Below are 22,075 nucleotides of genomic sequence, written 5' to 3' on the forward strand. Positions count from 1 at the left end.
GAGAGGGGACGGCGCGTGACGGTCAACTTGTCCAAGGGACAGGGCATCAGCCTGCAGAAGTCCGACGGAGGAAACCTGACCGCGGTGCGGATGGGGCTGGGGTGGCGCTCGGCGCCGCGCCGCGGCCTGTTCGGCAGGCGGACCAGCGAGATCGACCTCGACGCCTCGGCGGTGCTGTTCGCCGACAAGAAGCCGATAGACGTCGTCTTCTTCCAGCACCTGGTCAGCGACGACGGCGCGGTCCGGCACACCGGCGACAACCTGGTCGGCGGCGCGGGCCAGGGCGGCGACGACGAGGCGATCCTGGTCGACCTGGCGCGGGTGCCGGTGCACATCGACCAGATCGTGTTCACCGTCAACTCCTTCACCGGCCAGACGTTCGCCGAGGTGCAGGACGCCTTCTGCCGCCTGGTGGACGAGACCACGGGCCAGGAGCTGGCCCGCTACACCCTCACCGGCGGCGGCAACTACACCGCGCAGGTCATGTCCAAGGTGCACCGCGTCGGCAACGGCTGGCAGATGACCGCCATCGGCGAACCCTCCGTCGGCCGCACGTTCCAGGACCTGGTGCCGGCGATCCTGCCGCACCTGTAACCACCGCCGTCGCACCACCACCGTCGCGGCAGCGCGCACCGGGCCGCGCCGCCGGACCCCGGGGCCCGTGCCCGGGTAGGGCCCGGGCACGCCACCACCACAGGGGGAACAACGATGACGGCCGAGCTGGTCCGGGGGCAGAACCATCCACTGGACCGGAGCCGGGTGGAGATCCGGGTGACGGCGGGCTCCGCCGTCATGGCCGGGGTCGCCCTCGGCGACGAGCAGGGCAGGCTCGCCGGCGCCGAGGCGGTGGCCCACCCGGGCGCGCCCCGGCGCACCGGCATCGAGGTTCCCCGCCAGGCGGCCGCCGAGCACCGCCTCGCGGTGGATCTCGACGCGCTGCCCGCGGCCGTCCACCGGGTGAGCGTGCTGCTGGCGCTGCCCAGCGGCATCGGCGCCGTGACCGCCTTCGGGGCGTGCGCCGCGCCCTCCGTCACGGTCACCGCCCTCGACGGCACCGGCATCGCCCACTACACCGTCACCGGTCTGGGCGGCGAGTCCGCGGTCGTCGCCGTGGAGCTCTACCGCCGGCAGGGCGCCTGGAAGGTGCGCGCCGTGGGCCAGGGCTACGCCGGTGGCCTCACGGCGATGCTGCACGACCAGGGCCTGCCGCAGGCGGCGGAGCTGGCCGCGGAGATCGAGGACGCGGTCGGCCGGGGACAGGCCCGCGCGGTGCCCTCGCCCGCCCCCGTGGCGGCGAGCCGGTCCGAACGACCCGCGGCGGACCGGCCGGCTCCCGCACACCCTCCCGCATCCGACGCCCCGGCACCCTCCGCAACCGGCACCGGCACCGGCACCGGCACCGGCACCGGCACCGGCACCGGCACCGGCACCGGCACCGGCACCGACGCGTCACCCCCCGCCTCCGGCGCCCGCATCGACTACCAGCACCCCAAGCGCCGCAGCACCCCCGTCTCCGCCCCGGCCCCGGCCGTCTCCGCCCCGGCCGTCTCCGCCCCGGCCGACGCCGCCCCGGCACCGACCGCGTCCGCTTCCGCGCCCCACGGCAGCACCGGGGCGCCCGGCGGCCCCCCGGCGCCCGTGGCCGGTGACGCCGCCGGCTGGACCATGGAGGAGCGGCTCTACAACCAGGTCTGGGGGATGTTCGAGGACCTCGCCCGCTCGGTCGCGGCCTACCGCAGCGCGTCCGGCTTCGCCGAGTCCCGTATGGAGCAGGAGCTCGACCAGGCCCTGTCCGACCCGCGCCACCGCCTCGGCACGGCCGCCGACGCCGCCCGCGCCACCGCGCGCGACAAGCACGCCGCCCTCGTGGCCCAGGCCCGCGCCGCCCTCGACCGTGACCTCGCCCAGCTCGCGGCCGAGTCGGCGGTCGTCGAGCCCGCCCTGCCGCCCGCCTTCGCCCGCTGGGACAACCCCGTCTGGCAGGGCTACCACGTCCCGCTGGAGCGTCCGATGGCGCTGCGCCTGGGCGATCTGCACCTCCCGGAAGTCCTGGACCTGCGCATTCCCATGCTCGTCCGCCTCCCCCTGGAGCGCGGGCTGTGGATCGACAGCGGGACCGACGCCCACCCCGGGAGCCCCGCCCCCGGGCGCGACGTCACCCGGCGGGAGCTGGGCAGCGCGCTCACGGACGGGGCTCCCGACGAGCCCGATGTGCGCCGGCTGGCCATGGAGGCGGCCGTGGCGATCGCCGCCCGGCTGCTCGCCGTGCACCCCGCGGGGGACTTCGCGGTCCAGGTCATCGACCCGGGCGGTACCGCGGCGCCCGCCCTCGCGCCGCTGGTGGAGAGCGGTGCGCTGGCCGCCGCACCGATGCCCGGCGCCCAGGGCGTGGCCGCGGTGCTGGAGATGCTGACCCGCCGGGTGGAACTCGTCCAGATGGCGGTGCGCCACCGTGCGGCGGACTCCCTCCCGCCGGATCTCGACACCGCCGACCAGCTGCTGATCGTGCACGACTTCCCGCACGGCTTCGACGACCGGGCCCTCACCCGGCTCCGCTACCTCGCCGACGAGGGGCCGGCCGTCGGCGTGCATCTGCTGATGGTCGCCGACCGCGCCCGGACCCTGGAGTACGGCCCGGTCCTGGACCCGCTGTGGCGCTCGCTGCTGCGGATCACCCCGGTCCCCGACGCGCATCTCGCCGACCCCTGGGTCGGTCATGCCTGGACGTACGAGCCCTCGCTCGTCCCGGAGGGGAGCCAGGTGGTGCGTCAGGTGCTGGGCCGGGTCGCGGCTGCCCGCCGGGCATCCTGACCAGGTGTTTTGCCTATTTCTTTACTATTCATTGTCCTTCCTTTACGCTTCTTGGTGCGGAGGGGAGTATTCCCGCTGCGACGTACCCGTCATCACGGATTGCGAGTGTGACGAGATCCCGGGGCGTCGGTCCCGTTCCCCCATCCGGCGGAACGGGGCGGAAGAGACCTCCGGCAGCGACGACGCTGTAAGTGCCGTACGACTCTGCCGGAGGAGCAGTGGACGTTTCCCCGACCCTGTGGGCCCTGACCATCCTTGGTCTGTGCGCCCTGATCGCCGCCGATTTCTTCATCGGCGGCCGCAAACCGCACGAGGTCTCCCTCAAGGAGGCCGGAATCTGGACCGGTGTCTGGATCACGCTGGCCGCGCTCTTCGGCCTCGGGCTGCTGCTGTTCGGCGGCGCCGCACCGGCCGGTGAGTTCTTCGCGGGCTTCATCACCGAGAAGTCCCTGAGCGTCGACAACCTCTTCGTCTTCGTCCTGATCATGGCGAAGTTCGCGGTCCCGACGATCTACCAGCAGCGGGTGCTGATGGTGGGTGTGCTGATCGCGCTGGTGCTGCGGGCCGGCTTCATCGGCGCGGGCGCCGCGATCATCGCCAACTTCTCCTGGGTGTTCTACCTGTTCGGTGCGTTCCTCATCTGGACCGCATGGAAGCTGATCAAGGAGGCCCGGGCCGAGGAGGAGGACGAGGAGTTCGAGGAGAACCGCTTCCTCAAGATGGTCGAGAAGCGCTTCCCGTCGACCGACAAGTACCACGGCACCAAGCTGTTCGTGGTCGAGAACGGCAAGCGGCTGATGACGCCGATGCTGATCGTGATGCTGGCGATCGGCACCACCGACGTCCTCTTCGCCCTGGACTCCATCCCGGCGATCTTCGGCCTGACCCAGGACCCGTACATCGTCTTCACCGCCAACGCCTTCGCCCTGATGGGTCTGCGGCAGCTGTACTTCCTGATCGGCGGACTGCTCAAGAAGCTGGTCCACCTCTCGTACGGCCTGTCGGTGATCCTCGGGTTCATCGGTGTGAAGTTGGTGCTGCACGCCCTGCACGAGTCCGGGGTGCCCGTTCCGGAGATCAGCATTCCGGTGTCGCTGGGCGTCATCTGTGCCGTCCTGATCGTCACGACGCTCACCAGCCTGCGCGCCTCGAAGAAGCAGGCCGCCGCCGAAGCGGCGGCCAAGGAGCGCATCGACGTCTGAGGCCGGACGTACGACACGGCGCCCGGTTCCCACTCCCTTCAGGGGCGGGAACCGGGCGCCGCCGTTCGTACGGGCCCGCCCCCGAAAGGCGTTGGCGGGCCGCCGCGTCCGTCCTTCCCCGCGCTACCAGCCGCGCCCGCGCCACTCGGCGAGGTGCGGCCGCTCGGCGCCGAGGGTGGTGTCGTTGCCGTGGCCCGGGTAGACCCAGGTCTCGTCGGGCAGTTGGCCGAAGAGCTTGTGCTCCACGTCGTCGATCAGGCGGACGAAGTTCTCGGCGCTGCCGAAGGTGTTGCCGACGCCCCCGGGGAACAGGCAGTCCCCGGTGAACAGATGAGGGGCGCCGTGCGGGTCGTCGTAGACCAGCGCGATGCTGCCCGGGGTGTGGCCGACGAGGTGGCGCGCCGTCAGCTCGACCCGTCCGACGGTGAGGGTGTCGCCGTCGTCGAGCAGCACGTCCGTGGGGACGGGGATGCCCTCGGCGTCGTACCGCCCCGCGCAGGTCCGCGCACCCGTCGCGTCGACCACCTCGCGCAGCGCGCCCCAGTGGTCGCCGTGCCGGTGCGTGGTGACCACGGACCCGATGCCGCTGTCGCCGATCAGCGAGAGGAGGGTGTGCGGTTCGGCGGCCGCGTCGATCAGCAACTGCTCATCGGTCGCCCGGCACCTCAGCACATAGGCGTTGTTGTCCATCGGACCGACCGCGACCTTCGAGATCATCAGGTCGGTCAGCTCGTGCACGTCGGCCGGTCCGCCGACCTTCACTGCTCCGCTGTAGCCCATGGGACCACTCTAGAGCGGCGGCACCACGGGCAGGACGGAGCCGTGACTGTCGAGTTTGCCGCCCTCGTCGCGCCCGGTGAGCCAGCCCACCAGCGCCGTCGCGGAGCCCGTCACCACCACGGGGCCGTCCCCGGCGCCCGGGCCGGTGGCGAGTGCGCCGGTGCGCCAGCGGCGGCCGTCGTCGGTCCGCAGCTCCAACGGGGGCAGATCCGGGTGGCCGGCGAACTTGATGGTGGCCAGGAAGGCCAGTTCGCTGTCGACGAAGGCGGGCGAGAGCTGCTCGACGGTGTGGCCCACGCCGAGGTCGACATGGTGGAGTTCGAGCTCGGCCAGCCGGCGCAGGGGCAGCCGGTCGGCCCGCTCGACGACGTTGTTGCGCATCTCGACCTGGTAGGTCCGGCGGTCCCGCGGCAGGGCGTCCATCGCCTTGTCGAACCGCGCCGCGGACTCCCTGAGGTCCTCCAGATGCGCCGCCAGCGGGCGGTCCGCCCCCCGCTCGATATCGGCGTCGCGGGCCTCGGGACCGGCGTACATCGGCGTCCGCACATCGGTCCGCGCCCAGGTCAGGAGGTTGCCCAGGGCGTCGGCGTTGCGGGCCAGATGGGACAGGACGTGGCCGCGGGTCCAGCCGGGCAGCAGCGACGGCTCGCCGATCGCCGCGTCGTCGAGTGTGCCGACCGCGGTAAGGAGCCGGTCGGTGGCCTCGCGGACGGCGGCCACGTCGTGCGGGAAGTCAGGCGCGGTGGGGGTCATGGTCCGACGCTAGCGCCGTAGGGGCGGGCGCGGGAGTGGGCCGGCGCCGATCGGGGTGCACACGGGCGGAGCGTGGTGCACGCGGGCGGAGCGGGCGGCGCACGACGACGGCGGACAACCGCCGGTCCGCGCCGCCCGCGAGGGGGCGAGGCGTCAGAGCGCCGCCGCGGCGGGCGTCCCGAACCAGCGCCGGAGCGCGGCGTCCAGCTCGTCCGGGGTGCCCGGGCCGCCGGGGGAGTCCGCCGCCCAGGCGGTGCAGCCGTCGGGACGCACCAGCAGGCCGGCCAGCGCGGGCCGCCCCGGGCAGCGCGCCGGGAGCACCCGTATCCGGTCCTCGTATCCGGTGGCGCGCCCGCCCACCCCGGCGTCCCCGGTGAGATCGAGCAACAGCCCCTGCCCGCCGTGCAGATGGTCCGCGAGCCGGGTGCCGTCGGCGAACTCCAGGTCGGGTGCGCTGCGGCCGGTCAGCGGATGGGTGCCGGGCAGGTCGTAGTGCTGCCAGACCCCGGAGATCTTCTTGGCGAAGAAGGTGGTGGCGGCGACCGTCCCGGTCAGTTCGGCGATCACCCCGCGCAGCGCCCGGGCGTGCGACTCCGGCCGCATCAGCGCCACTTGGGCCCGGGTCCACTCCAGCACCCAGGCGCCCAGCGGATGCCGCTCGGCGGTGTACGTGTCGAGCAGCCCCTCCGGTGCCCAGCCGCGGACCGTGGCGGCGAGTTTCCAGCCGAGGTTCATGGCGTCGCCGAGGCCGAGATTCAGCCCCTGGCCGCCGAACGGCGAGTGGACGTGCGCCGCGTCCCCGGCGAGCAGCACCCGCCCGGACCGGTAGTCGGGCACCTGCCGTGCGTGGTCCGTGAACCGGGTCGCCGAGAGCACCGTGTCGACGGTGACGTCCGCGACCCCCGACACCTTCCGCAAGGCGGTCTGCAACTCCTCGGCGGTGACGGGTGCTTCGCGGTCGGCGGGCGGCCCGTCGAACTCCACGGTGAGGATCCGGCCGGGCAGCGGGCCGTGGGCGTACGTCCCGGTCTCCGTCCAGTTCCAGCCGGCGCCCAGGGCGTCGGCGCCGGTCAGCTCCACGAGGGCCTGATGGCCGGTGATCTCCGGGTCCGTACCGGGGAAGGGGAAGCCGGCGAGGCGGCGGACGGTGCTGCGGCCGCCGTCGCAGCCGGCCAGCCAGCCGGTGCGCAGCGACCCGTGGGAGGTGTGGACGTGCACCCCGTCCTCGTCGGCGTCGAAGCCGGTCAGGGTCACCCCGCGGCGCAGCTCGACGCCCAGCTCGGCGGCGCGGGCACCGAGCAGCCGCTCCAGCGCCTCCTGCGGTACGAGGCCGACCTCGGCGGCGGGCCCGAGGTCCTCGAAGTCCGGGTCGGACTCGTCCAGCAGGTCGCCGCGCAGCATGATGCCCGCGAAGTGCCCGGCGAACCTCGGTGGTCGCTCCACCGCGGTGGCGCCGGCCGCCTGGCGCTGCCGCAGGAACGCGCCGAACCTCTCGAACGCGTCGCGCTGTGCCGCCGCCAGGGCGGGCAGCATCCCGCGCCGGTGAAAAGCCTCGGAAGAGGGGTGGTTGATCGCCCCTGCCTTGATCTTCGTATCCACTTCGGTCAGTCGCTCCAGGACGACGACCGACACGTCCGCCAAAGCGAGCTCGCAGGCGAGCATCAGCCCCACCGGGCCGCCCCCTGCCACTACTACGTCTGCGTCATGCTTCATGGACGTAAGTGTAGTCACTATAAATTTGTTCTGACTAAAAACAGGGCTAACATTCCGGCCATGGTGGAGGGCGTGACGGACGGTGTGAGGGGCGGCATGGCGGAGGGCGGGCGGCGCGGCGCCGGCGCGGCGGCGGACGGCGCGGCAGGCGGCCGGTGGGAGGAGACCGGTTTCACCGAGGACGAGGGGCGGCTGACGCTGCGCGAGCGCAAGAAGCTGCGCACCCGGCAGCGGATCTCCGGCGAGGCCACGCTGCTGTTCATCCGCCGCGGCTTCGACAACGTCACCGTCGCCGAGGTGGCCCGCGCCGCCGAGGTGTCCACGATGACGGTCTTCAACTACTTCCCGCGCAAGGAGGACCTCTTCCTCGACCGGATCCCCGAGGCGAGGGAGCTGCTCACCCGCGCCGTCCGGGAGCGCGGCGCGGACGAGACGCCGCTCGCCGCGCTGCGCCGGCTCACCCTCGGCCTGCTGGCCGAGCGGCATCCGCTGGCCGCGGTGGGGGAGGGGTTCGAGCACTTCTGGCGCACGGTGCTGGACTCGCCGGCGCTGTGCGCCCGGGGGCGCGAGGCGGTCGAGGAGATGGAGCACACGCTCGCCGGGCTGCTGGCCGAGGCGGCGGGCGGCGACGTGGAGCGTCCGGACCGGGCGGCCCGGCTGGCCGCGGCGCTGATCATCGCGGGGATCCGGGCGGCCTTCGTCGAAGCGGTGACCCGGCGGCTCGGGGGTGACCCGGTGGAGGAGGTGGCCGTTGAGCAGGCCGAGGTGCTGCGGCGCACGTTCGATGCGCTGGAGCGGGCACTGGCCCGCGACGTCTGACGGGAGAGTTTCCGCAGCGTACGGGCGTGTGGCGGGGCGGGAAGATTGTGGCGCCGCCACACGTTCGGGTGAAGAGGACTTGCGAGCCCGCTAAATCGAATGCGCGTGCTATAGGCTCGTGTGTGGCATCGCAAAGAAAGTGCCGCGGCGGGCCCCATACCCTGGGGCGGGGGCTCCGCTCCGCTCCGTCGCCTCTGCTCACCCACCGCGCGGCGGACGCAGAGCCGCGGCCCTCCGCCCCCCTCCAAGAAAGGTGCCGACCGGCGTGGCCGACCGTCTCATCGTCCGTGGCGCTCGCGAGCACAACCTCAAGAACGTCTCGCTCGACCTCCCCCGCGACTCCCTCATCGTCTTCACGGGGCTCTCCGGGTCGGGCAAGTCCTCGCTCGCCTTCGACACGATCTTCGCCGAGGGGCAGCGGCGCTATGTCGAGTCGCTCTCCTCCTATGCCCGGCAGTTCCTCGGGCAGATGGACAAGCCCGATGTGGACTTCATCGAGGGCCTGTCCCCCGCGGTATCCATCGACCAGAAGTCGACGTCGCGCAACCCGCGCTCCACGGTCGGCACGATCACCGAGGTCTACGACTACCTCCGCCTGCTCTTCGCCCGTATCGGCAAGCCGCACTGTCCCGAGTGCGGGCGGCCGATCGCCCGGCAGTCGCCGCAGGCCATCGTGGACAAGGTGCTCGAACTCCCCGAGGGCAGCCGTTTCCAGGTGCTCTCGCCGCTGGTGCGTGAGCGCAAGGGCGAGTTCGTCGATCTCTTCTCCGACCTCCAGACCAAGGGCTACAGCCGGGCCCGGGTCGACGGGGAGACCATCCAGCTCTCCGAGCCGCCGAAGCTGAAGAAGCAGGAGAAGCACACCATCGAGGTGGTCGTCGACCGCCTCACGGTCAAGGAGTCCGCCAAGCGGCGGCTCACCGACTCCGTCGAGACCGCTCTCGGGCTCTCCGGCGGCATGGTGATCCTCGACTTCGTCGATCTGGACGCCGACGACCCGCAGCGCGAGCGGATGTACTCGGAGCATCTGTACTGCGCCTACGACGACCTCTCCTTCGAGGAGCTGGAGCCCCGCTCCTTCTCCTTCAACTCCCCCTTCGGCGCCTGCCCGGACTGCACCGGCATCGGCACGCGCATGGAGGTCGACCCCGAGCTGATCGTCCCCGACGAGGACCGCTCCCTCGACGAGGGCGCCATCCACCCCTGGTCGCACGGCCACACCAAGGAGTACTTCGGCCGCCTGGTCGGTGCGCTGGCGGACGCCCTCGGCTTCCGTACGGACATCCCCTGGGCCGGGCTGCCCAGCCGCGCCAAGAAGGCCCTGCTGAACGGCCACAAGACCCAGATCGAGGTGCGCTACCGCAACCGGTACGGCCGCCAGCGGGCCTACACCACCCCCTTCGAGGGTGCCGTCCCGTTCGTCAAGCGGCGGCACTCCGAGGCGGAGAGCGACAGCAGCCGGGAGCGCTTCGAGGGCTATATGCGCGAGGTGCCCTGCCCGACCTGTGAGGGCACCCGGCTGAAGCCGATCGTGCTCGCCGTCACGGTCCAGGAGCGCTCGATCGCCGAGGTCGCGGCCATGTCGATCAGCGACTGCGCCGACTTCCTGCGGGACATGAAGCTCACCGCCCGCGAGAAGAAGATCGCCGAGCGGGTCCTCAAGGAGGTCAACGAGCGGCTGAAGTTCCTGGTCGACGTCGGCCTGGACTACCTCTCGCTGAACCGCGCGGCCGGCACCCTCTCCGGCGGCGAGGCCCAGCGCATCCGCCTCGCCACCCAGATCGGCTCCGGTCTGGTGGGCGTGCTCTACGTCCTCGACGAGCCCTCGATCGGTCTGCACCAGCGCGACAACCACCGCCTGATCGAGACCCTGGTGCGGCTGCGCGACATGGGCAACACCCTGATCGTCGTCGAGCACGACGAGGACACCATCAAGGTCGCGGACTGGGTCGTGGACATCGGCCCCGGCGCGGGCGAGCACGGCGGCAAGGTCGTGCACAGCGGCCCGATGAAGCAGCTGCTGGCCACCAAGGAGTCGATCACCGGCCAGTACCTGTCCGGCAAGAAGTCCATCGCGACCCCCGACGTCCGGCGGCCCGCCGACCCGTCGCGGCAGCTGACGGTCCACGGCGCGAAGGAGAACAACCTCCGCGACATCGACGTCTCCTTCCCCCTCGGGGTGTTCACCGCCGTCACCGGCGTCTCGGGATCCGGCAAGTCGACGCTGGTCAACGACATCCTCTACACCCACCTGGCGCGCGAGCTGAACGGCGCCAAGTCGGTGCCGGGCCGGCACACCCGGGTGGCCGGCGACGACCTGGTGGACAAGGTCGTGCACGTCGACCAGTCGCCGATCGGCCGCACCCCGCGCTCCAACCCGGCCACCTACACCGGCGTCTTCGACCACGTCCGCAAGCTCTTCGCGGAGACGATGGAGGCCAAGGTCCGCGGCTACCTGCCGGGGCGCTTCTCCTTCAACGTCAAGGGCGGCCGCTGCGAGAACTGCTCCGGCGACGGCACGATCAAGATCGAGATGAACTTCCTGCCGGATGTGTATGTGCCGTGCGAGGTCTGCCACGGCGCGCGCTACAACCGGGAGACCTTGGAGGTCCACTACAAGGGCAAGTCCATCGCCGAGGTGCTGGACATGCCCATCGAGGAGGCGCTGAGCTTCTTCGAGGCGGTGCCCACCATCGCCCGGCACCTCAAGACGCTCAACGAGGTCGGTCTCGGGTACGTCCGGCTCGGCCAGTCCGCGCCGACGCTCTCCGGCGGTGAGGCACAGCGCGTCAAGCTGGCCAGCGAGCTCCAGAAGCGCTCGACGGGCAGCACCGTCTACGTCCTCGACGAGCCGACCACCGGTCTGCACTTCGACGACATCAGCAAGCTGATCAATGTGCTGTCCGGCCTGGTGGACAAGGGCAACACGGTGATCGTCATCGAGCACAACCTCGATGTGATCAAGACGGCGGACTGGGTCGTCGACATGGGCCCCGAAGGCGGCAACGGCGGTGGCCTGGTCGTCGCCGAGGGCACTCCCGAGGGCGTCGCGTCGATCCCGGCCAGCCACACCGGCAAGTTCCTGCGGGAGATCCTCGGCGACCGCGTCAGCGATGCCGCGCCGGTGGGGGCCACCGCGAAGAAGACGGCGGCCAAGAAGACCGCGGCGAAGAAGACGGCCGCCAAGAAGACCGCGGCCAAGAAGACGACGGCGCGGGCCCGCAAGGCCTGACACCGCCGGACGGCTCCGGCCGGGCCGTCACCGCTCTCCGTGCGAGGGAGCGGTGGCGGCCCGCTGCTTTCCGCGGGGAGGCGTTCCCCGGCCGCCCGTCCTGGCCCCGCCCCGCTGCCACTTCGCCTTGGTCGCCTCAGCCGCCTCCGCCGCGGGCACCGTCACAGCGGCCTACGCCGCCAACTCCGTGGCGAACGGCGGTTCCGCGCCCGCGCGGGAGCAGGTGACGGCCGCCGCGCGGGCGGCGAAGCGCAGGATGTCGCGCCAGTCGTCGGTGCCGAGAGCGGCCACGGCGGCGTACGAGAGGGCGTCGTGGGCGTCCAGACGGTGCAGCAGCGCGGCGTTGACGGTGTCGCCGGCCCCGATGGTGTCGACGACGGTGACCCGCTCACCGGGGACCGTCACCTCCCCGCCGCCCCGTGTCAGCACCGTCAGACCGTCGCCCCCACGGGTGAGGACGATCGCCGCGGGCCCCGCGTCCAGCCAGTCCTTCGCCGCCGCGGTGACCGACTCCCCGGTGCCACCCGGCGCGGCGTCCGGCCCGGCCAGCCACAGGGCGTCCTCCTCCGACAGCTTCAGCAGGGCGACGTCGGGGAGCCAGGAACGGAAACGGGCCCGGTAGGCGTCCGGGTCCGGGATCAGACCGGACCGGATGTTGGGGTCGAGGGCCGTGAAGACACCGCGCCGGGCCTCGCGGCGCAGCAGGGACTCGTACGCGCTCGCGCCGGGCTCCAGGACGAGCGAGCAGGTGCCCAGGGAGAGCGCGCGGGCCGCGGCGGGCAGCGCCGGCGGCAGGGTGAAGAGCCGGTCGGCGGTGCCGTCCGCGTAGAAGCCGTAGCCCGCCGAGCCGTCCGCGCTGATGTCCGCCACGGCGAGGGTGGTCGGCTCGCTGCCGCGCTGCACCAAGGAGGTGTCGACACCGCCGTCGTGCAGCCCCTGGAGCAGCGCCTCACCGAAGCTGTCGGTCGAGATCCGGGAGCAGAACGCGGCGGGCGAGCCCAGCCGCCCCAGCGCGACCGCGGTGTTGTACGGGCCGCCGCCGCGCCGCGGCAGCAGCGCCGGCAACCGGCCGTCGGCGGTGGGGGCCCCGGTGCCCCCGTCGGAGGGGGAGGTGTCCTGCGGGCTGGGGACAAGGTCGATCAGTGCCTCGCCGGCGACGACGATCACGGGGTGGGGTTCCTTTCCTGGGCGGCCGGGGGCGCGGCCGCGGCGGGTTCGGCGCAGCCGCACGACGTACGGTGCACAAAGGTGCAGGGGAGACGGACGGTGCGCGGGGGGCGGTCCGGCTCCGCCAGGCGCTCCAGCAGCAGCCGGACCGCCGCCGCCCCGATGTCCTTGCTGGGCTGGGCGATCGCGGTCAGCCGCGGGGTGAACAGATCGGCCCACGAGAAGTCGTCGAAGCAGGCCAGCGCGATGTCGCGGGGCACCTCCAGGCCGAGGTCGCGCAGCGCCCGGAGGGTGCCGATGGTCATCGCGTTGTTGGCGGTGATGATCGCGGTGGGCGGTTCGGGGGCGGCCAGGAGATGGCGGGTGGCGTCCTGGGCGCCCGCCGCCTCGGAGTTGCCGCCGGCGAGGAGTTCGGGAGCGAAGGGCAGGCCCGCGGCGCGCAGTCCCTCGCGGTAGCCCTGGACCCGCTCGGTGGTCGTGCTCAGGCCGGGCAGACCGGCCACCAGGCCGATCCGGGTGTGCCCCGACTCCGTCAGATGCCCGACCAGTTGGCGCACCGGGCCGGTGTTCTCGGCGCACACCTGGTCGTGGTCGTCGCCGACCAGCCGGTCCAGGAAGACGGTGGGCACCTCGCGGCGGGTCAGGTACTCCACCAGCCCGGCGGGCTCCGCGGACGGCGCCACGATCATGCCGTCCACCCGGCGCTCGTGCAGCAGCTGGACGACCTTGCGCTCGTGCTGCGGGTCGTCGTGCGGATCGGTAATCAGCAGGCTGTAGCCGGCCTCCAGGGCGCCGGCCTCGACGCCCTGGAGGATCTCGGTGAAGTACGGGTTGCTGATCGCGGAGACCGCCAGGCCGATCGAGCGGGTGCGGGAGGTGACCAGGGAGCGGGCCAGGGTGTTGTGGGTGTAGCCGAGCTCCTCGATGGCGCCGAGGACCGCGGCGCGGGTGCCGGGGCGGACCGGACGGGTGTCGTTCAGCACATGCGACACCGTGGCGACGGAGACTCCCGCGCGCCGTGCCACATCCGTCATCGTCGTCATCCGGTTCTTCCTCCCCGAGCGTGCGGCACCCCGTCGGTGCCGCGGCCTCCCACGGCCGCGTCCCGCGAAGTCCACCACATTACGAGCACCCACCCCGAAGCGTAAACGCTTGCGTAAGCGTTTACGCCCAAGCTACCTTCCCGACATCGCAATCCCGCACGACGTCGTGAGGAGGCGCCGATGCGCGCTCTCGTGGTCACCGCACCGGGCAAGGGGGGCAGCGCAGCTGTCACCGAGCTGCCCGACCCCCGCCCGGAGCCCGATGAGGTGGTCGTGCGCGTCACGTCCTGCGGGCTGTGCGGCACCGATATGCACCTGCTCGGCGGTGAGCTGCCGGCCGCGGTCTATCCGCTGGTGCCCGGGCACGAGCTGACCGGCGAGATCGTGGCGGTGGGCGCCGCGGTGACCGGCCGGGCGGTCGGGGAACGGGTCGCCGTCGACCCCAACATGCCGTGCGGCGCCTGCCACTACTGCCGGATCGGCCGCGGCAATCTCTGCGAGGACTACACCGCGGTCGGCGTCACCCGCGCCGGCGGCTTCGCCGAGCTGGTCGCCGTGCCCGCACGCTGCTGCTACGTGCTGCCCGACGGCCTCTCGGAGGCCGCCGCGGGACTCGTCGAGCCGCTGTCCTGCGCGGTGCACGGCCTCAACCGGCTGCCGCGCCGGCCCGGTGAGCACTATCTGATCTACGGCGCCGGCACCATGGGCCTGATGATGGCCGCCCTCGTACGGACCGCGGGGGCCGCCTCGGTGTCCGTCGTGGACCTCAACGAGGACCGGCTGGCGTTCGCGGAGTCCTTCGGGGTCGACGCGGCGGTGACTAGCGCCGACCGGCTCGGGCGCACGCCCGGCTTCGAGGTCGTGGTCGATGCGACCGGCGCCGTCGCGGCCATCGAGGACGGGCTGGGCCGGGTCCGCCGCGGCGGCACCTTCCTGCAGTTCGGCGTCGCCGACCCGGCGGGCACGGCGTCCTTCTCGCCGTACCGCGTCTACCACCACGAGATCGACATCATCGGTTCGATGGCGGTCCACCACAGCTTCCAGCCCGCCATCGACCTGCTCGCCGCGGGCGGCGGCACCGTCGCCCTCGACTCGCTGGTCAGCGACGTCTATGGTCTCGACGCATTCGACGAGGCGGTGGCCCGGTTCCGGGCGGGCACCGGCCAAAAGATCCACATCGCCCCGCAGAAGGGCTGAGCGCGGTGCCCACACGCATCAAGAACGCACTGATCTGGGTCTTCGGGGCCCTCGGCGGCATCCTGTGGGGCTATGACACCGGAGTCATCTCGGGCGCCATGCTCTTCATCAAGAACGACATCGCCCTCACCCCGCTCCTGGAGGGACTGGTCGTCTCGGGCCTCCTGGTGGGCGCCATGCTCGGCGCGGGTCTCTCGGGACGGCTGGGCGACTCCTGGGGGCGCCGCCGGCTGATCCTCGCGGCCTCCGGGGTCTTCATCCTCGGCACCCTGGGCGCCTCCTTCGCCTTGGGCCCCGCCTCGCTGATCGCCTCCCGGTTCGTGATCGGCATCGGCGTCGGCATCGCCTCCGTCGTCGTCCCGCTCTACCTCACCGAACTCGCCCCCAAGCAGCTGCGCGGCGGGCTGACGTCCCTGATGCAGCTGCTGGTCACGGTCGGCATCTTCGTCGCGTACGGCACCGACTATCTGCTGGCCGGCGCCGGGGCCTGGCGCTGGATGATCGGCCTCGGCGTGATCCCGGCCGCCGTTTTGGCGCTGGGCATCCTCACCCAGCCCGAGAGCCCGCGCTGGCTGGTGGGCAAGGGCCGCACCGACGAGGCCCGTACGGTGCTGACCCGGCTGCGCGGGGACGCCGACGCGGCCGGGGAGGAGCTGGCGGAGATCGAGCGGGCCGAGCGCACCGAGCGGGCGCAGAGCGAGCCGCTGACCCTGCGGCGGCTGCTGTCGCCGCAGCTGCGTCCGGTGTTCGTGGTGGGGATGCTGCTGGTCCTCTTCCAGAACTTCGTCGGCATCAACACGATCATCTACTACGCGCCGACCCTGCTCACCGACATCGGTTTCGGCTCGGACGGCGCGATCCTCGCCAACGTCGGCATCGGTCTCCTCAACATGCTGATGACGCTCCCGGCGATGCGGCTCATCGACCGCAAGGGGCGCAAGCCGCTGCTGCTGTGGGGCGCGCTGGGCATGTGTGCGGCGATGGTGCTGCTGGCCGTCACCAACCTCTCCGGGCTCGGCTACGGCGCGCTGCTGTCCGTGCTCACCCTCCTGGGGATCGCGCTCTACATCGCGTCGTTCGCCATCTCCTGGGGGCCGGTGCAGTGGGTGATGCTGCCCGAGCTGTTCCCGATGCGGATCCGGGCGGCCGCGGTCGGCCTGTGCGTGCTCTTCAACTGGCTGTTCAACATGATCGTGGCGCTGGTGTTCCCCTCGCTGCTGCAGGCCTGGGGTGCCGGGATCAACTTCCTGTTCTTCGCCGGGACGACCCTGCTGGCGTTCCTCTTCGTGCAGCGGCTGCTGCCGGAGACCAAGGGCCGCAGCCTGGAGGAGATCGAGCAGGACCTGCTGCGCGGGCGCCCGGCCCGGCCGGAAGCGGAACGGTCTGTGCCGGTATCGTCGGGAGCCGCCCACCACTGACGCCATGACCTCTGGAGCAGCCATGAGCCAGCCCCCCGCCCGACGGACCGTGCTGCGGGGGGCCGCGCTCGCCGGGGCCGCGGGCTTCGGCCTGGCGGCCTGCTCACCGGGGGACTCGGGCGCGAACGCCTCCGCGGTGCCCGCCGAACCGGTCGACCTCGGATCCGCCGCCGCGGTGCCGGTCGGCGGCGCCAAGCTCTACCGCGAGGACCGCCTCGTCGTCTCGCAGCCCGCCAAGGGCACCTACAAGTGCTTCAGCGCCAAGTGCACCCACGCCGGCTGCATCCTGGCCGAGGTCGAGAAGAAGGAGGGCAGCTGCCCCTGCCACGGCAGCCGCTTCGACGTCACCACCGGCAAGGTCGTCCAGGGCCCGGCGTCCGAGCCGCTGCCCGAGGTCCCGGTCAAGGCCGAGAACGGCAAGCTGATCGCGGGCTGAGGCGCGGGCCGCCGGCGCCGCCCCGGGCCTGTTTCCGGTCCCAGGTGACCCCGGACTACCCCCAGTCCCAGGCGATCCCCAGTATCCCGGGCCGCACCTCCTGCTCCACGAGGTGCACGGCGCGGTGCCGCCCGCTGAGCGCCAGTTCCTGCCGGCCGCTGCGCGGGGCGCCCGCCGAGGCCTGCGCGAAGCGGGTGCAGCGCACCGGCAGCGCCGCCGCGTCGAAGCGCACCTGCAGGACATACTGACCGCCGGCGCAGCTGAAGCCGCGCAGGTACTCCGTGCTCGGGCCGCCGCTGCCGTCCTCGAAGGCGTAGCCGAAGACATGGGTGTCACCGGCCCGCAGCCGGGCGTCGAAGAGCAGCTCGGCGACCACCACCCCGGCCTCGGCGTTCCCGCGCACCCGCCCCAGCCGGCAGTTCTCCGCCGCCCGCACCCGCACCCGGGACGGATCACAGCCCGCGTCGCCCCGGTGGACGGCGACAAAGCGGTCCACGCCGTCCCGGTGCGCACGGACCACCTGGAGCGATTCGCGGGCGAGGAGCCGGCGCTCGGGGCCGATGCGGACCCGTTCGTGATGGCCCACGGTGTGCAGTCCGCCGTCCACGGGGGCCGCCGGCCCGGCGAACAGCCGCTGCAGTGCGGTGTCGGGGGCCACCTGCGACCGGGCGGGCGGCCGCCCGGTCTCCGCGCGGGCGCCGCCCTCCGGCACCAGCAGCCGGTGCAGCGAGCGCGCCGGCAGGTCGAGGACCTCCTCCAGGGCGCGCACCGCCCGCAGCGACTCGGGGCGCTGCGGCCGCCGGGCGCCCTGCTGCCAGTAACTGAGGCTGGTCACCCCGATGGTGATGCCGCGCTGGGCGAGCTTGTGCTGAACGCGGGTGAGGGCGAGCCCCCGTTCGGTGAGCGCGGAGCGCAGTGCGAGATGGAACGGCCCGGTCCGCAGCAATTGGGCCAGCTCCGCCGACCGGGGGGTGTCCTGTGCCATTGCCTCGATCCTCCGGCGCGCGGGGTGAACGTTCACAACCGGATCGCACGCTGTACGCGCTGCCTGCCTGTTCGCTGCAGTACGCCGGGCACCGGCCGCTCACATGCGGGGCGGACCGTCCACACCCCTCATGCCACCCCGCATTGAAGCGTGTTGCCCTGCCTGCGACAACACCTGATGCTCCGCCGCAGCATCCGGATGTGCTCCGCTCGCCCCTCCCAGTCCGGGAGGAACGCCGCACTGTGCGGCACGCCTTCGACCGGATGGGCACCGACTCGGGTGCGTATGTGACCGGTTGCCTCCGCTACGGCACCGGCCGAGCGCGATCGACGCCGGCCGGCCCGTCGGGACCCGGATGCCATGGGCCGCCGGCGATGGCCAGATGCATGTGATCTACGGATATGACACGGACCGCCACGGGGCGTACTGGGGTGATCCATGGTCGACCAACAACCGCTACAACTGGGGCGATTTCGGCTACTACGCGAACGGCAGCGCCTTCTCCTGGACACACTCCCCGTACCGGAGGGGAGCCTGGGGCCATGAGGAAGCGCACCGCCGTCCGCACCGCCCTTCGTGCCGTCGCCACCGGCACGTCCGCCACGGCCCTCCTCGGCCTCACCCCGCACCTCGCCCTGGCCGCGCCCGCCCCCGTGCCACGGACCCCCGCAGCGGCGAGCCTCACCGCCGCCCATGCGGCGGCCACCGCCCCCGCGACCCTCGACACCGTCGCCCGGTTCTTCGCGGCCGGGCGGAAGCGCGGCGGCGCGCACACCGGCGCTCCCGGCGCCGCGCAGGCCGCGCCGCGCATCGAGGGCGCCGCCGTGCCCGTCTACGTCCTGTCGCCGGACTTCGTCCGCGGCCGCGACGGTGCCCCGGTCGCCCGCCTGGAGTTCCTCGCCAGCAGGGCCGTGGCGGGCGACGGCCGCACGGCCTCGGTGTGGACCGCGCGGCGGGGCGCCGCCTGGAAGGTCGTCAACATCGCCGCCGGGGACGACGAGGCCCGCTACAGCGCGGCCGGTGCCGCCCGGGCGAAGGGCGGCACGGTCTTCCGCGAGCCGCGGATCGACGCCTGGTACGTGCAGCACGGCGACCGCGTCGAGCCGCTGGACACGGACGCCCGCCAGGCCGTCGGCGCGCACGGCACCACGGTCGCCGCCTACCGGGACCGGGTGGCGCGGGCCTACGGGGACAAGCTCCCCGGCTCCGCGTACGACCGGCGCGGCGGGTCCGGCGGCTACGGGCCGGGGGCCGGAGTCGGGACCGGGGCCGGGGCCCGGGGGCCGCACACCCCGCGGCCCGTCACGACGGCCGGGCTCGCGGACGACAGTCTGCCGGTGACCGCCGCCACGACCCTCGCGGGCGCCGCCGCCCTGCTCGCCCTGGCCCTCTCCGCCTCGGCGCCACTACGGCGGAGGCGCAGCGGCTGAGGGGGTGGCTTCCAGGCGGGGAGCAGCCGCCGCGGCGTACGCGCCTCACGATGCCCGCCCGCCCGGCTCCGCGGCCGGGCGGGCGGGGGCGAAGCAGGCCAGCACGTCCCGGAACCGCCCCACCGCCTCCACGAGGTCCGCGAAGCGGGTCGACAGCGGCCCGGGGGAGAGGCGCACCCGGTCCGGGGGGAGGTGGTCCACGAACAGCTCCGCCGCGGCGAGCGCCGGTACCAGCTTCCCGGCCCGCGGATGCCGGTAGGTGACATGGGGGCCGCGCCGCTCCGGGGCGGCGGGACCGGCCGGCCGCAGCCCGTACGGCTCCAGTACGGCCCCGGCGAGTTCCGTCAGGAACCCGGTCAGCGCCAGGCTCTTGGCGCGCACCGCGGCCATCCCCGCCTCGGCCAGCAGGTCCAGCGCGGGCTCCGCGGCGGCCAGCGACAGCGCGGGCGGGGTGCCGGTCAGGAAGCGCCGGATGGTCGGATCGGGGTCGTAGCGGGGGCGTGCGGCGAACGGCTCGCGATGCCCGTACCACCCGTGCACCGGCTGTGCGGCGCACGCCTGCAGATCCCGTCGTACGTACAACAGCGCCGGGCACCCGGGCCCCGCCATCAGGTGTTTGTACGTCGCGGCGACCGCCATGTCGGCCCCGGTGGCCGCCAGTTGGAGGTCCACCGCGCCCACCGCGTGGCTGAGGTCCCACAGCACCAGCGCCCCCTGTGCATGCACGACCTCGTGCACCTGCGCCATGTCGAGCAGCGCGCCGGAGCGGGGCGAGACCAGCGGCAGCACCACCACCGCGGTGTCCTCGTCCACCGCCGACCGCAGTGTCGCCATGTCGAGTCCGGTGTCGGGGTGTGTGTGCACGGTGCGCAGGGCGCGCTCGCGCTCGGCCGCGACCCCGGCGACGACATGACGATCGGTGGGGGAGTTGTCGTCGTCCACCACCACGGTCCGCCGGCCGGGGCGCGCCTCCAGGGCGGCCGCCGTCAGCTTGTAGAGGTTGACGCTGGTGCAGTCGCCGGCCACCACCTCGCCCGGCCGGGCGCCGAGCACGGCCTCGGCCATCCGGTCGCCGATCCGCTGCGGCAGGTCCCGCCACTGCGTACCGGCCCGCGCGAACCGGCTGCCCCACTCGTCGCGCACCACCCGGTCCAGCAGTGCCGGGGTGGCGGCGGGCAGCCGGCCCAGCGAGGCGCCGTCGAGGAGGAGCCGGCCGTCCGGCACCGGCGCGAACCGGCCTGGGAACGGTGCCAGCGGATCGCGGGCGTCCAGCCGCCGGGCCCGCCGGGCGGCCTTGCGCAGGGCGGCCGGCCCACCCTCCGGGGCCGTCACCGCGGCCCCCGGCAGGTCCCCGCCCCCTGGCAGGCCCCCGGCCCGCGGCGGGGGAGCGGCGCGCGGGAGACCGGCGCGGCCGGCCCGTCCCCGGGGCGCCGCCGCGGCACGGCGGGCCGTCCGGGGGCCGTGCGCCGGGCGCGTGCGGGGGCAGCCGGTGCGGGGACGCGTTCTGCAGTCACGCGGACAGAGTCGCCGACGCCCCGCCGCCCGCGGCACTCACTTCCGCGTCATTCCGCCGGTCGCCCACGAGATCGACTACCGGAATTGACGGCATTTGCCCCCGTGGCGCGCAGGGGTGGGGCCACGGATCCCGTTGATCCGCACGGTCGTTGACGGGCCGTCGCCTTCCTGCTCCGCCGCCCCGGCAGGGCGCTGGCCGGAAGCTCCCCTTCTCCGCGATCGCGCCGGTCTGCTACGTCGTGCGCCGTCGCGCGGCCGCTCTGCCCGTCAGGGGCGGAAGCGAGCCCCCGACCTGGAGGGCGGGCCGGCAGCACCCGGCTCCGGCCTCGTCCCGCTCCGCCCCGGGCGCCGTCCCCCGCGTCCCGGCCGCCGGAACGGCCGCTCACGGGCGAGTTGAGGCCACACACCCCCAGCAGATGACCCGGTCGGCATCGGCAGGACACGCCGTGCGGTGGTTGCAGCGGGAGCAGGTGTGTTCGGTCTCGCGCTTGAGAACGTCAGCGAGGCCGATCCGGGAGGGGGCGCGGCAGGAGCCGCACCTCACGGTCATAGGCATGGTCCAGTCGACATGTTGATGATCAAGGGTGAGGCGGTAGTTGGCGGAGTCCGGTTCCCCGATCAGACCGCAAGCGGTGCACTTGAAGTATGGGCGGCGTTCCTCACGGGGCACCTCAGTCATGGGGCAGTCTCCAACATGGCCAACGGGCCCACAGTCGTATCGCTCAACTGGCCAAACGCGGCGCTCAGTCACAATGGCAGTCCCATCATCACTGCTGCCTCTGGGACGCTGTGTGCAGACCCATGGGCCTGCGGGCCTTCTCCGGTAAATCCGGAATTTACAGATCCATACCCCATGATCGCTCGCCGAAGTTCCTCTTTTCAGGCGCGTTAGCCAGAGGGGGTCCACATCGCGCCAAATTCGGAGAACTCTGTTGCACTTACCGGGCGGGCACTGCTACTAATGATCAAAATTCATGAAAGACGGGGGGAATTGCAATGCTCAAGGCCACACAGGCAACCCTACTCGCAGGGGTCATTGCAGCAGGCACATTGGGAACGGCCGTCCCAGCCAACGCAGGGCCGCACGTGGCCGCCAAGCCGGTGACCGCGACCGCAAGCAGGCCCATCCATCCCTACAAGTACAAGCACGTCAAGTACATCGGGAAGAAGTGCGGCAAGAAGTTGGCCTCGGAGGCCCGGGGGAGGGGACCGATTACCTTGACCCTCACCCATTCTGCCAGCGTCAGCAACACCTACTCCGCGACGATCGGTGTCGACATCGAAGGGATTTCGGCGGCTGTCGGATTCGACGTCACCAAGACGCACACGAAGATGATGTCCGGCGCTTACGTCGTGCCGCGTGGGAAGTACGGGAAGCTCAAGGCGTACCCTCTTTACTCGATGAAGTCCTTCGACACGTACCTCAAGATGGGCGGCTACTTGGGGAAGGGGAAAGCCTACAAGGTCATCGGCTTCTGCTATACGCATTCAGCGAAGTGAATGCGCTTCGGTCCTCCGAAATGGCTAACTAAAGCGCCTCGTCCCCGGCATTCGTGCTGCCGGGGACGAGGCGG

The 22,075-nt window shown here is 72.7% G+C and carries 17 protein-coding genes; 10 read left to right on the forward strand and 7 right to left on the reverse strand.

Annotation, left to right across the window (positions count from 1 at the left end):
• Positions 1 to 15 precede the first annotated feature (15 nt).
• From AB0411_RS24165 to AB0411_RS24175, 3 genes are all read left to right on the forward strand, one after another.
• Positions 16 to 594 (forward strand): TerD family protein, encoded by a 579-nt coding sequence (locus AB0411_RS24165; RefSeq protein WP_260638248.1) that lies wholly within the window; start codon positions 16 to 18, stop codon positions 592 to 594.
• A gap of 114 nt (positions 595 to 708) precedes the next feature.
• Positions 709 to 2,811, forward strand: a complete 2,103-nt coding sequence (locus AB0411_RS24170) for a TerD family protein (protein ID WP_366419370.1) — start codon at positions 709 to 711, stop codon at positions 2,809 to 2,811.
• A gap of 218 nt (positions 2,812 to 3,029) precedes the next feature.
• Positions 3,030 to 4,013 carry a TerC family protein gene (locus AB0411_RS24175; protein ID WP_366419371.1) on the forward strand — a complete coding sequence of 328 codons (984 nt, stop codon included), beginning with the start codon at positions 3,030 to 3,032 and terminating at the stop codon, positions 4,011 to 4,013.
• A 123-nt stretch (positions 4,014 to 4,136) separates the two neighbouring features.
• Here AB0411_RS24175 and AB0411_RS24180 read toward each other — a convergent pair whose 3' ends face one another.
• From AB0411_RS24180 to AB0411_RS24190, 3 genes are all read right to left on the reverse strand, one after another.
• Entirely contained in the window at positions 4,137 to 4,793 is a 657-nt protein-coding gene (locus AB0411_RS24180; RefSeq protein WP_366419372.1) for an MBL fold metallo-hydrolase, read from the reverse strand.
• 9 nt (positions 4,794 to 4,802) lie between these two features.
• Complete coding sequence (locus tag AB0411_RS24185) at positions 4,803 to 5,546, reverse strand: maleylpyruvate isomerase family mycothiol-dependent enzyme (protein ID WP_366419373.1); 744 nt, start codon at positions 5,544 to 5,546, stop codon at positions 4,803 to 4,805.
• 153 nt (positions 5,547 to 5,699) lie between these two features.
• Positions 5,700 to 7,259, reverse strand: coding sequence for an FAD-dependent monooxygenase (locus AB0411_RS24190; protein ID WP_366419374.1), 1,560 nt, complete (start codon positions 7,257 to 7,259; stop codon positions 5,700 to 5,702).
• A 60-nt stretch (positions 7,260 to 7,319) separates the two neighbouring features.
• On the opposite strand from AB0411_RS24190, the gene AB0411_RS24195 reads away from it, so the two are divergent.
• Together AB0411_RS24195 and uvrA are read left to right on the forward strand one after the other, a co-directional pair.
• Positions 7,320 to 8,078 carry a TetR/AcrR family transcriptional regulator gene (locus tag AB0411_RS24195; RefSeq protein ID WP_366419375.1) on the forward strand — a complete coding sequence of 253 codons (759 nt, stop codon included), beginning with the start codon at positions 7,320 to 7,322 and terminating at the stop codon, positions 8,076 to 8,078.
• A gap of 265 nt (positions 8,079 to 8,343) precedes the next feature.
• The gene (gene uvrA, locus AB0411_RS24200) at positions 8,344 to 11,310 is read left to right on the forward strand and encodes an excinuclease ABC subunit UvrA (RefSeq protein WP_366419376.1); all 2,967 of its coding nucleotides are present in this window, start codon (positions 8,344 to 8,346) and stop codon (positions 11,308 to 11,310) included.
• A gap of 171 nt (positions 11,311 to 11,481) precedes the next feature.
• Here the strand turns inward: uvrA and AB0411_RS24205 are convergent, their stop codons facing one another.
• On the reverse strand, positions 11,482 to 12,477 hold the full coding sequence (locus AB0411_RS24205; RefSeq protein ID WP_366419377.1) for a carbohydrate kinase family protein: 996 nt from the start codon (positions 12,475 to 12,477) through the stop codon (positions 11,482 to 11,484).
• Positions 12,474 to 13,520, reverse strand: coding sequence for a LacI family DNA-binding transcriptional regulator (locus tag AB0411_RS24210; protein WP_366419378.1), 1,047 nt, complete (start codon positions 13,518 to 13,520; stop codon positions 12,474 to 12,476). The genes AB0411_RS24205 and AB0411_RS24210 overlap by 4 nt, the downstream gene beginning before the upstream one ends.
• 180 nt (positions 13,521 to 13,700) lie before the next feature.
• Between AB0411_RS24210 and AB0411_RS24215 the strand changes: the two genes are divergently transcribed.
• The 3 genes from AB0411_RS24215 to AB0411_RS24225 are packed head-to-tail and all read left to right on the forward strand — an operon-like array spanning position 13,701 to position 16,571.
• Positions 13,701 to 14,717, forward strand: coding sequence for a zinc-dependent alcohol dehydrogenase family protein (locus tag AB0411_RS24215; RefSeq protein WP_366419379.1), 1,017 nt, complete (start codon positions 13,701 to 13,703; stop codon positions 14,715 to 14,717).
• 5 nt (positions 14,718 to 14,722) lie between these two features.
• Positions 14,723 to 16,135: a sugar porter family MFS transporter gene (locus AB0411_RS24220; RefSeq protein WP_366419380.1), complete on the forward strand. Its 1,413-nt coding sequence runs from the start codon at positions 14,723 to 14,725 to the stop codon at positions 16,133 to 16,135.
• A 22-nt stretch (positions 16,136 to 16,157) separates the two neighbouring features.
• Positions 16,158 to 16,571 carry a Rieske (2Fe-2S) protein gene (locus AB0411_RS24225; protein WP_366419381.1) on the forward strand — a complete coding sequence of 138 codons (414 nt, stop codon included), beginning with the start codon at positions 16,158 to 16,160 and terminating at the stop codon, positions 16,569 to 16,571.
• Between the two features lie 55 nt (positions 16,572 to 16,626).
• Here AB0411_RS24225 and AB0411_RS24230 read toward each other — a convergent pair whose 3' ends face one another.
• Positions 16,627 to 17,556, reverse strand: a complete 930-nt coding sequence (locus tag AB0411_RS24230) for a hypothetical protein (protein ID WP_366419382.1) — start codon at positions 17,554 to 17,556, stop codon at positions 16,627 to 16,629.
• Between the two features lie 542 nt (positions 17,557 to 18,098).
• Here AB0411_RS24230 and AB0411_RS24235 point away from each other — a divergent pair.
• On the forward strand, positions 18,099 to 18,986 hold the full coding sequence (locus AB0411_RS24235; protein ID WP_366419383.1) for a hypothetical protein: 888 nt from the start codon (positions 18,099 to 18,101) through the stop codon (positions 18,984 to 18,986).
• A 45-nt stretch (positions 18,987 to 19,031) separates the two neighbouring features.
• Here AB0411_RS24235 and AB0411_RS24240 read toward each other — a convergent pair whose 3' ends face one another.
• Positions 19,032 to 20,318, reverse strand: coding sequence for an aminotransferase class V-fold PLP-dependent enzyme (locus tag AB0411_RS24240; RefSeq protein ID WP_366419384.1), 1,287 nt, complete (start codon positions 20,316 to 20,318; stop codon positions 19,032 to 19,034).
• A 1,179-nt stretch (positions 20,319 to 21,497) separates the two neighbouring features.
• Here AB0411_RS24240 and AB0411_RS24245 point away from each other — a divergent pair.
• Positions 21,498 to 22,001, forward strand: coding sequence for a hypothetical protein (locus AB0411_RS24245; RefSeq protein ID WP_366419385.1), 504 nt, complete (start codon positions 21,498 to 21,500; stop codon positions 21,999 to 22,001).
• The last annotated feature ends 74 nt before the right edge of the window (positions 22,002 to 22,075 follow it).

This window comes from Streptomyces angustmyceticus, from assembly GCF_040701845.1.
GTDB classification, from domain to species: domain Bacteria; phylum Actinomycetota; class Actinomycetes; order Streptomycetales; family Streptomycetaceae; genus Streptomyces; species Streptomyces angustmyceticus_A.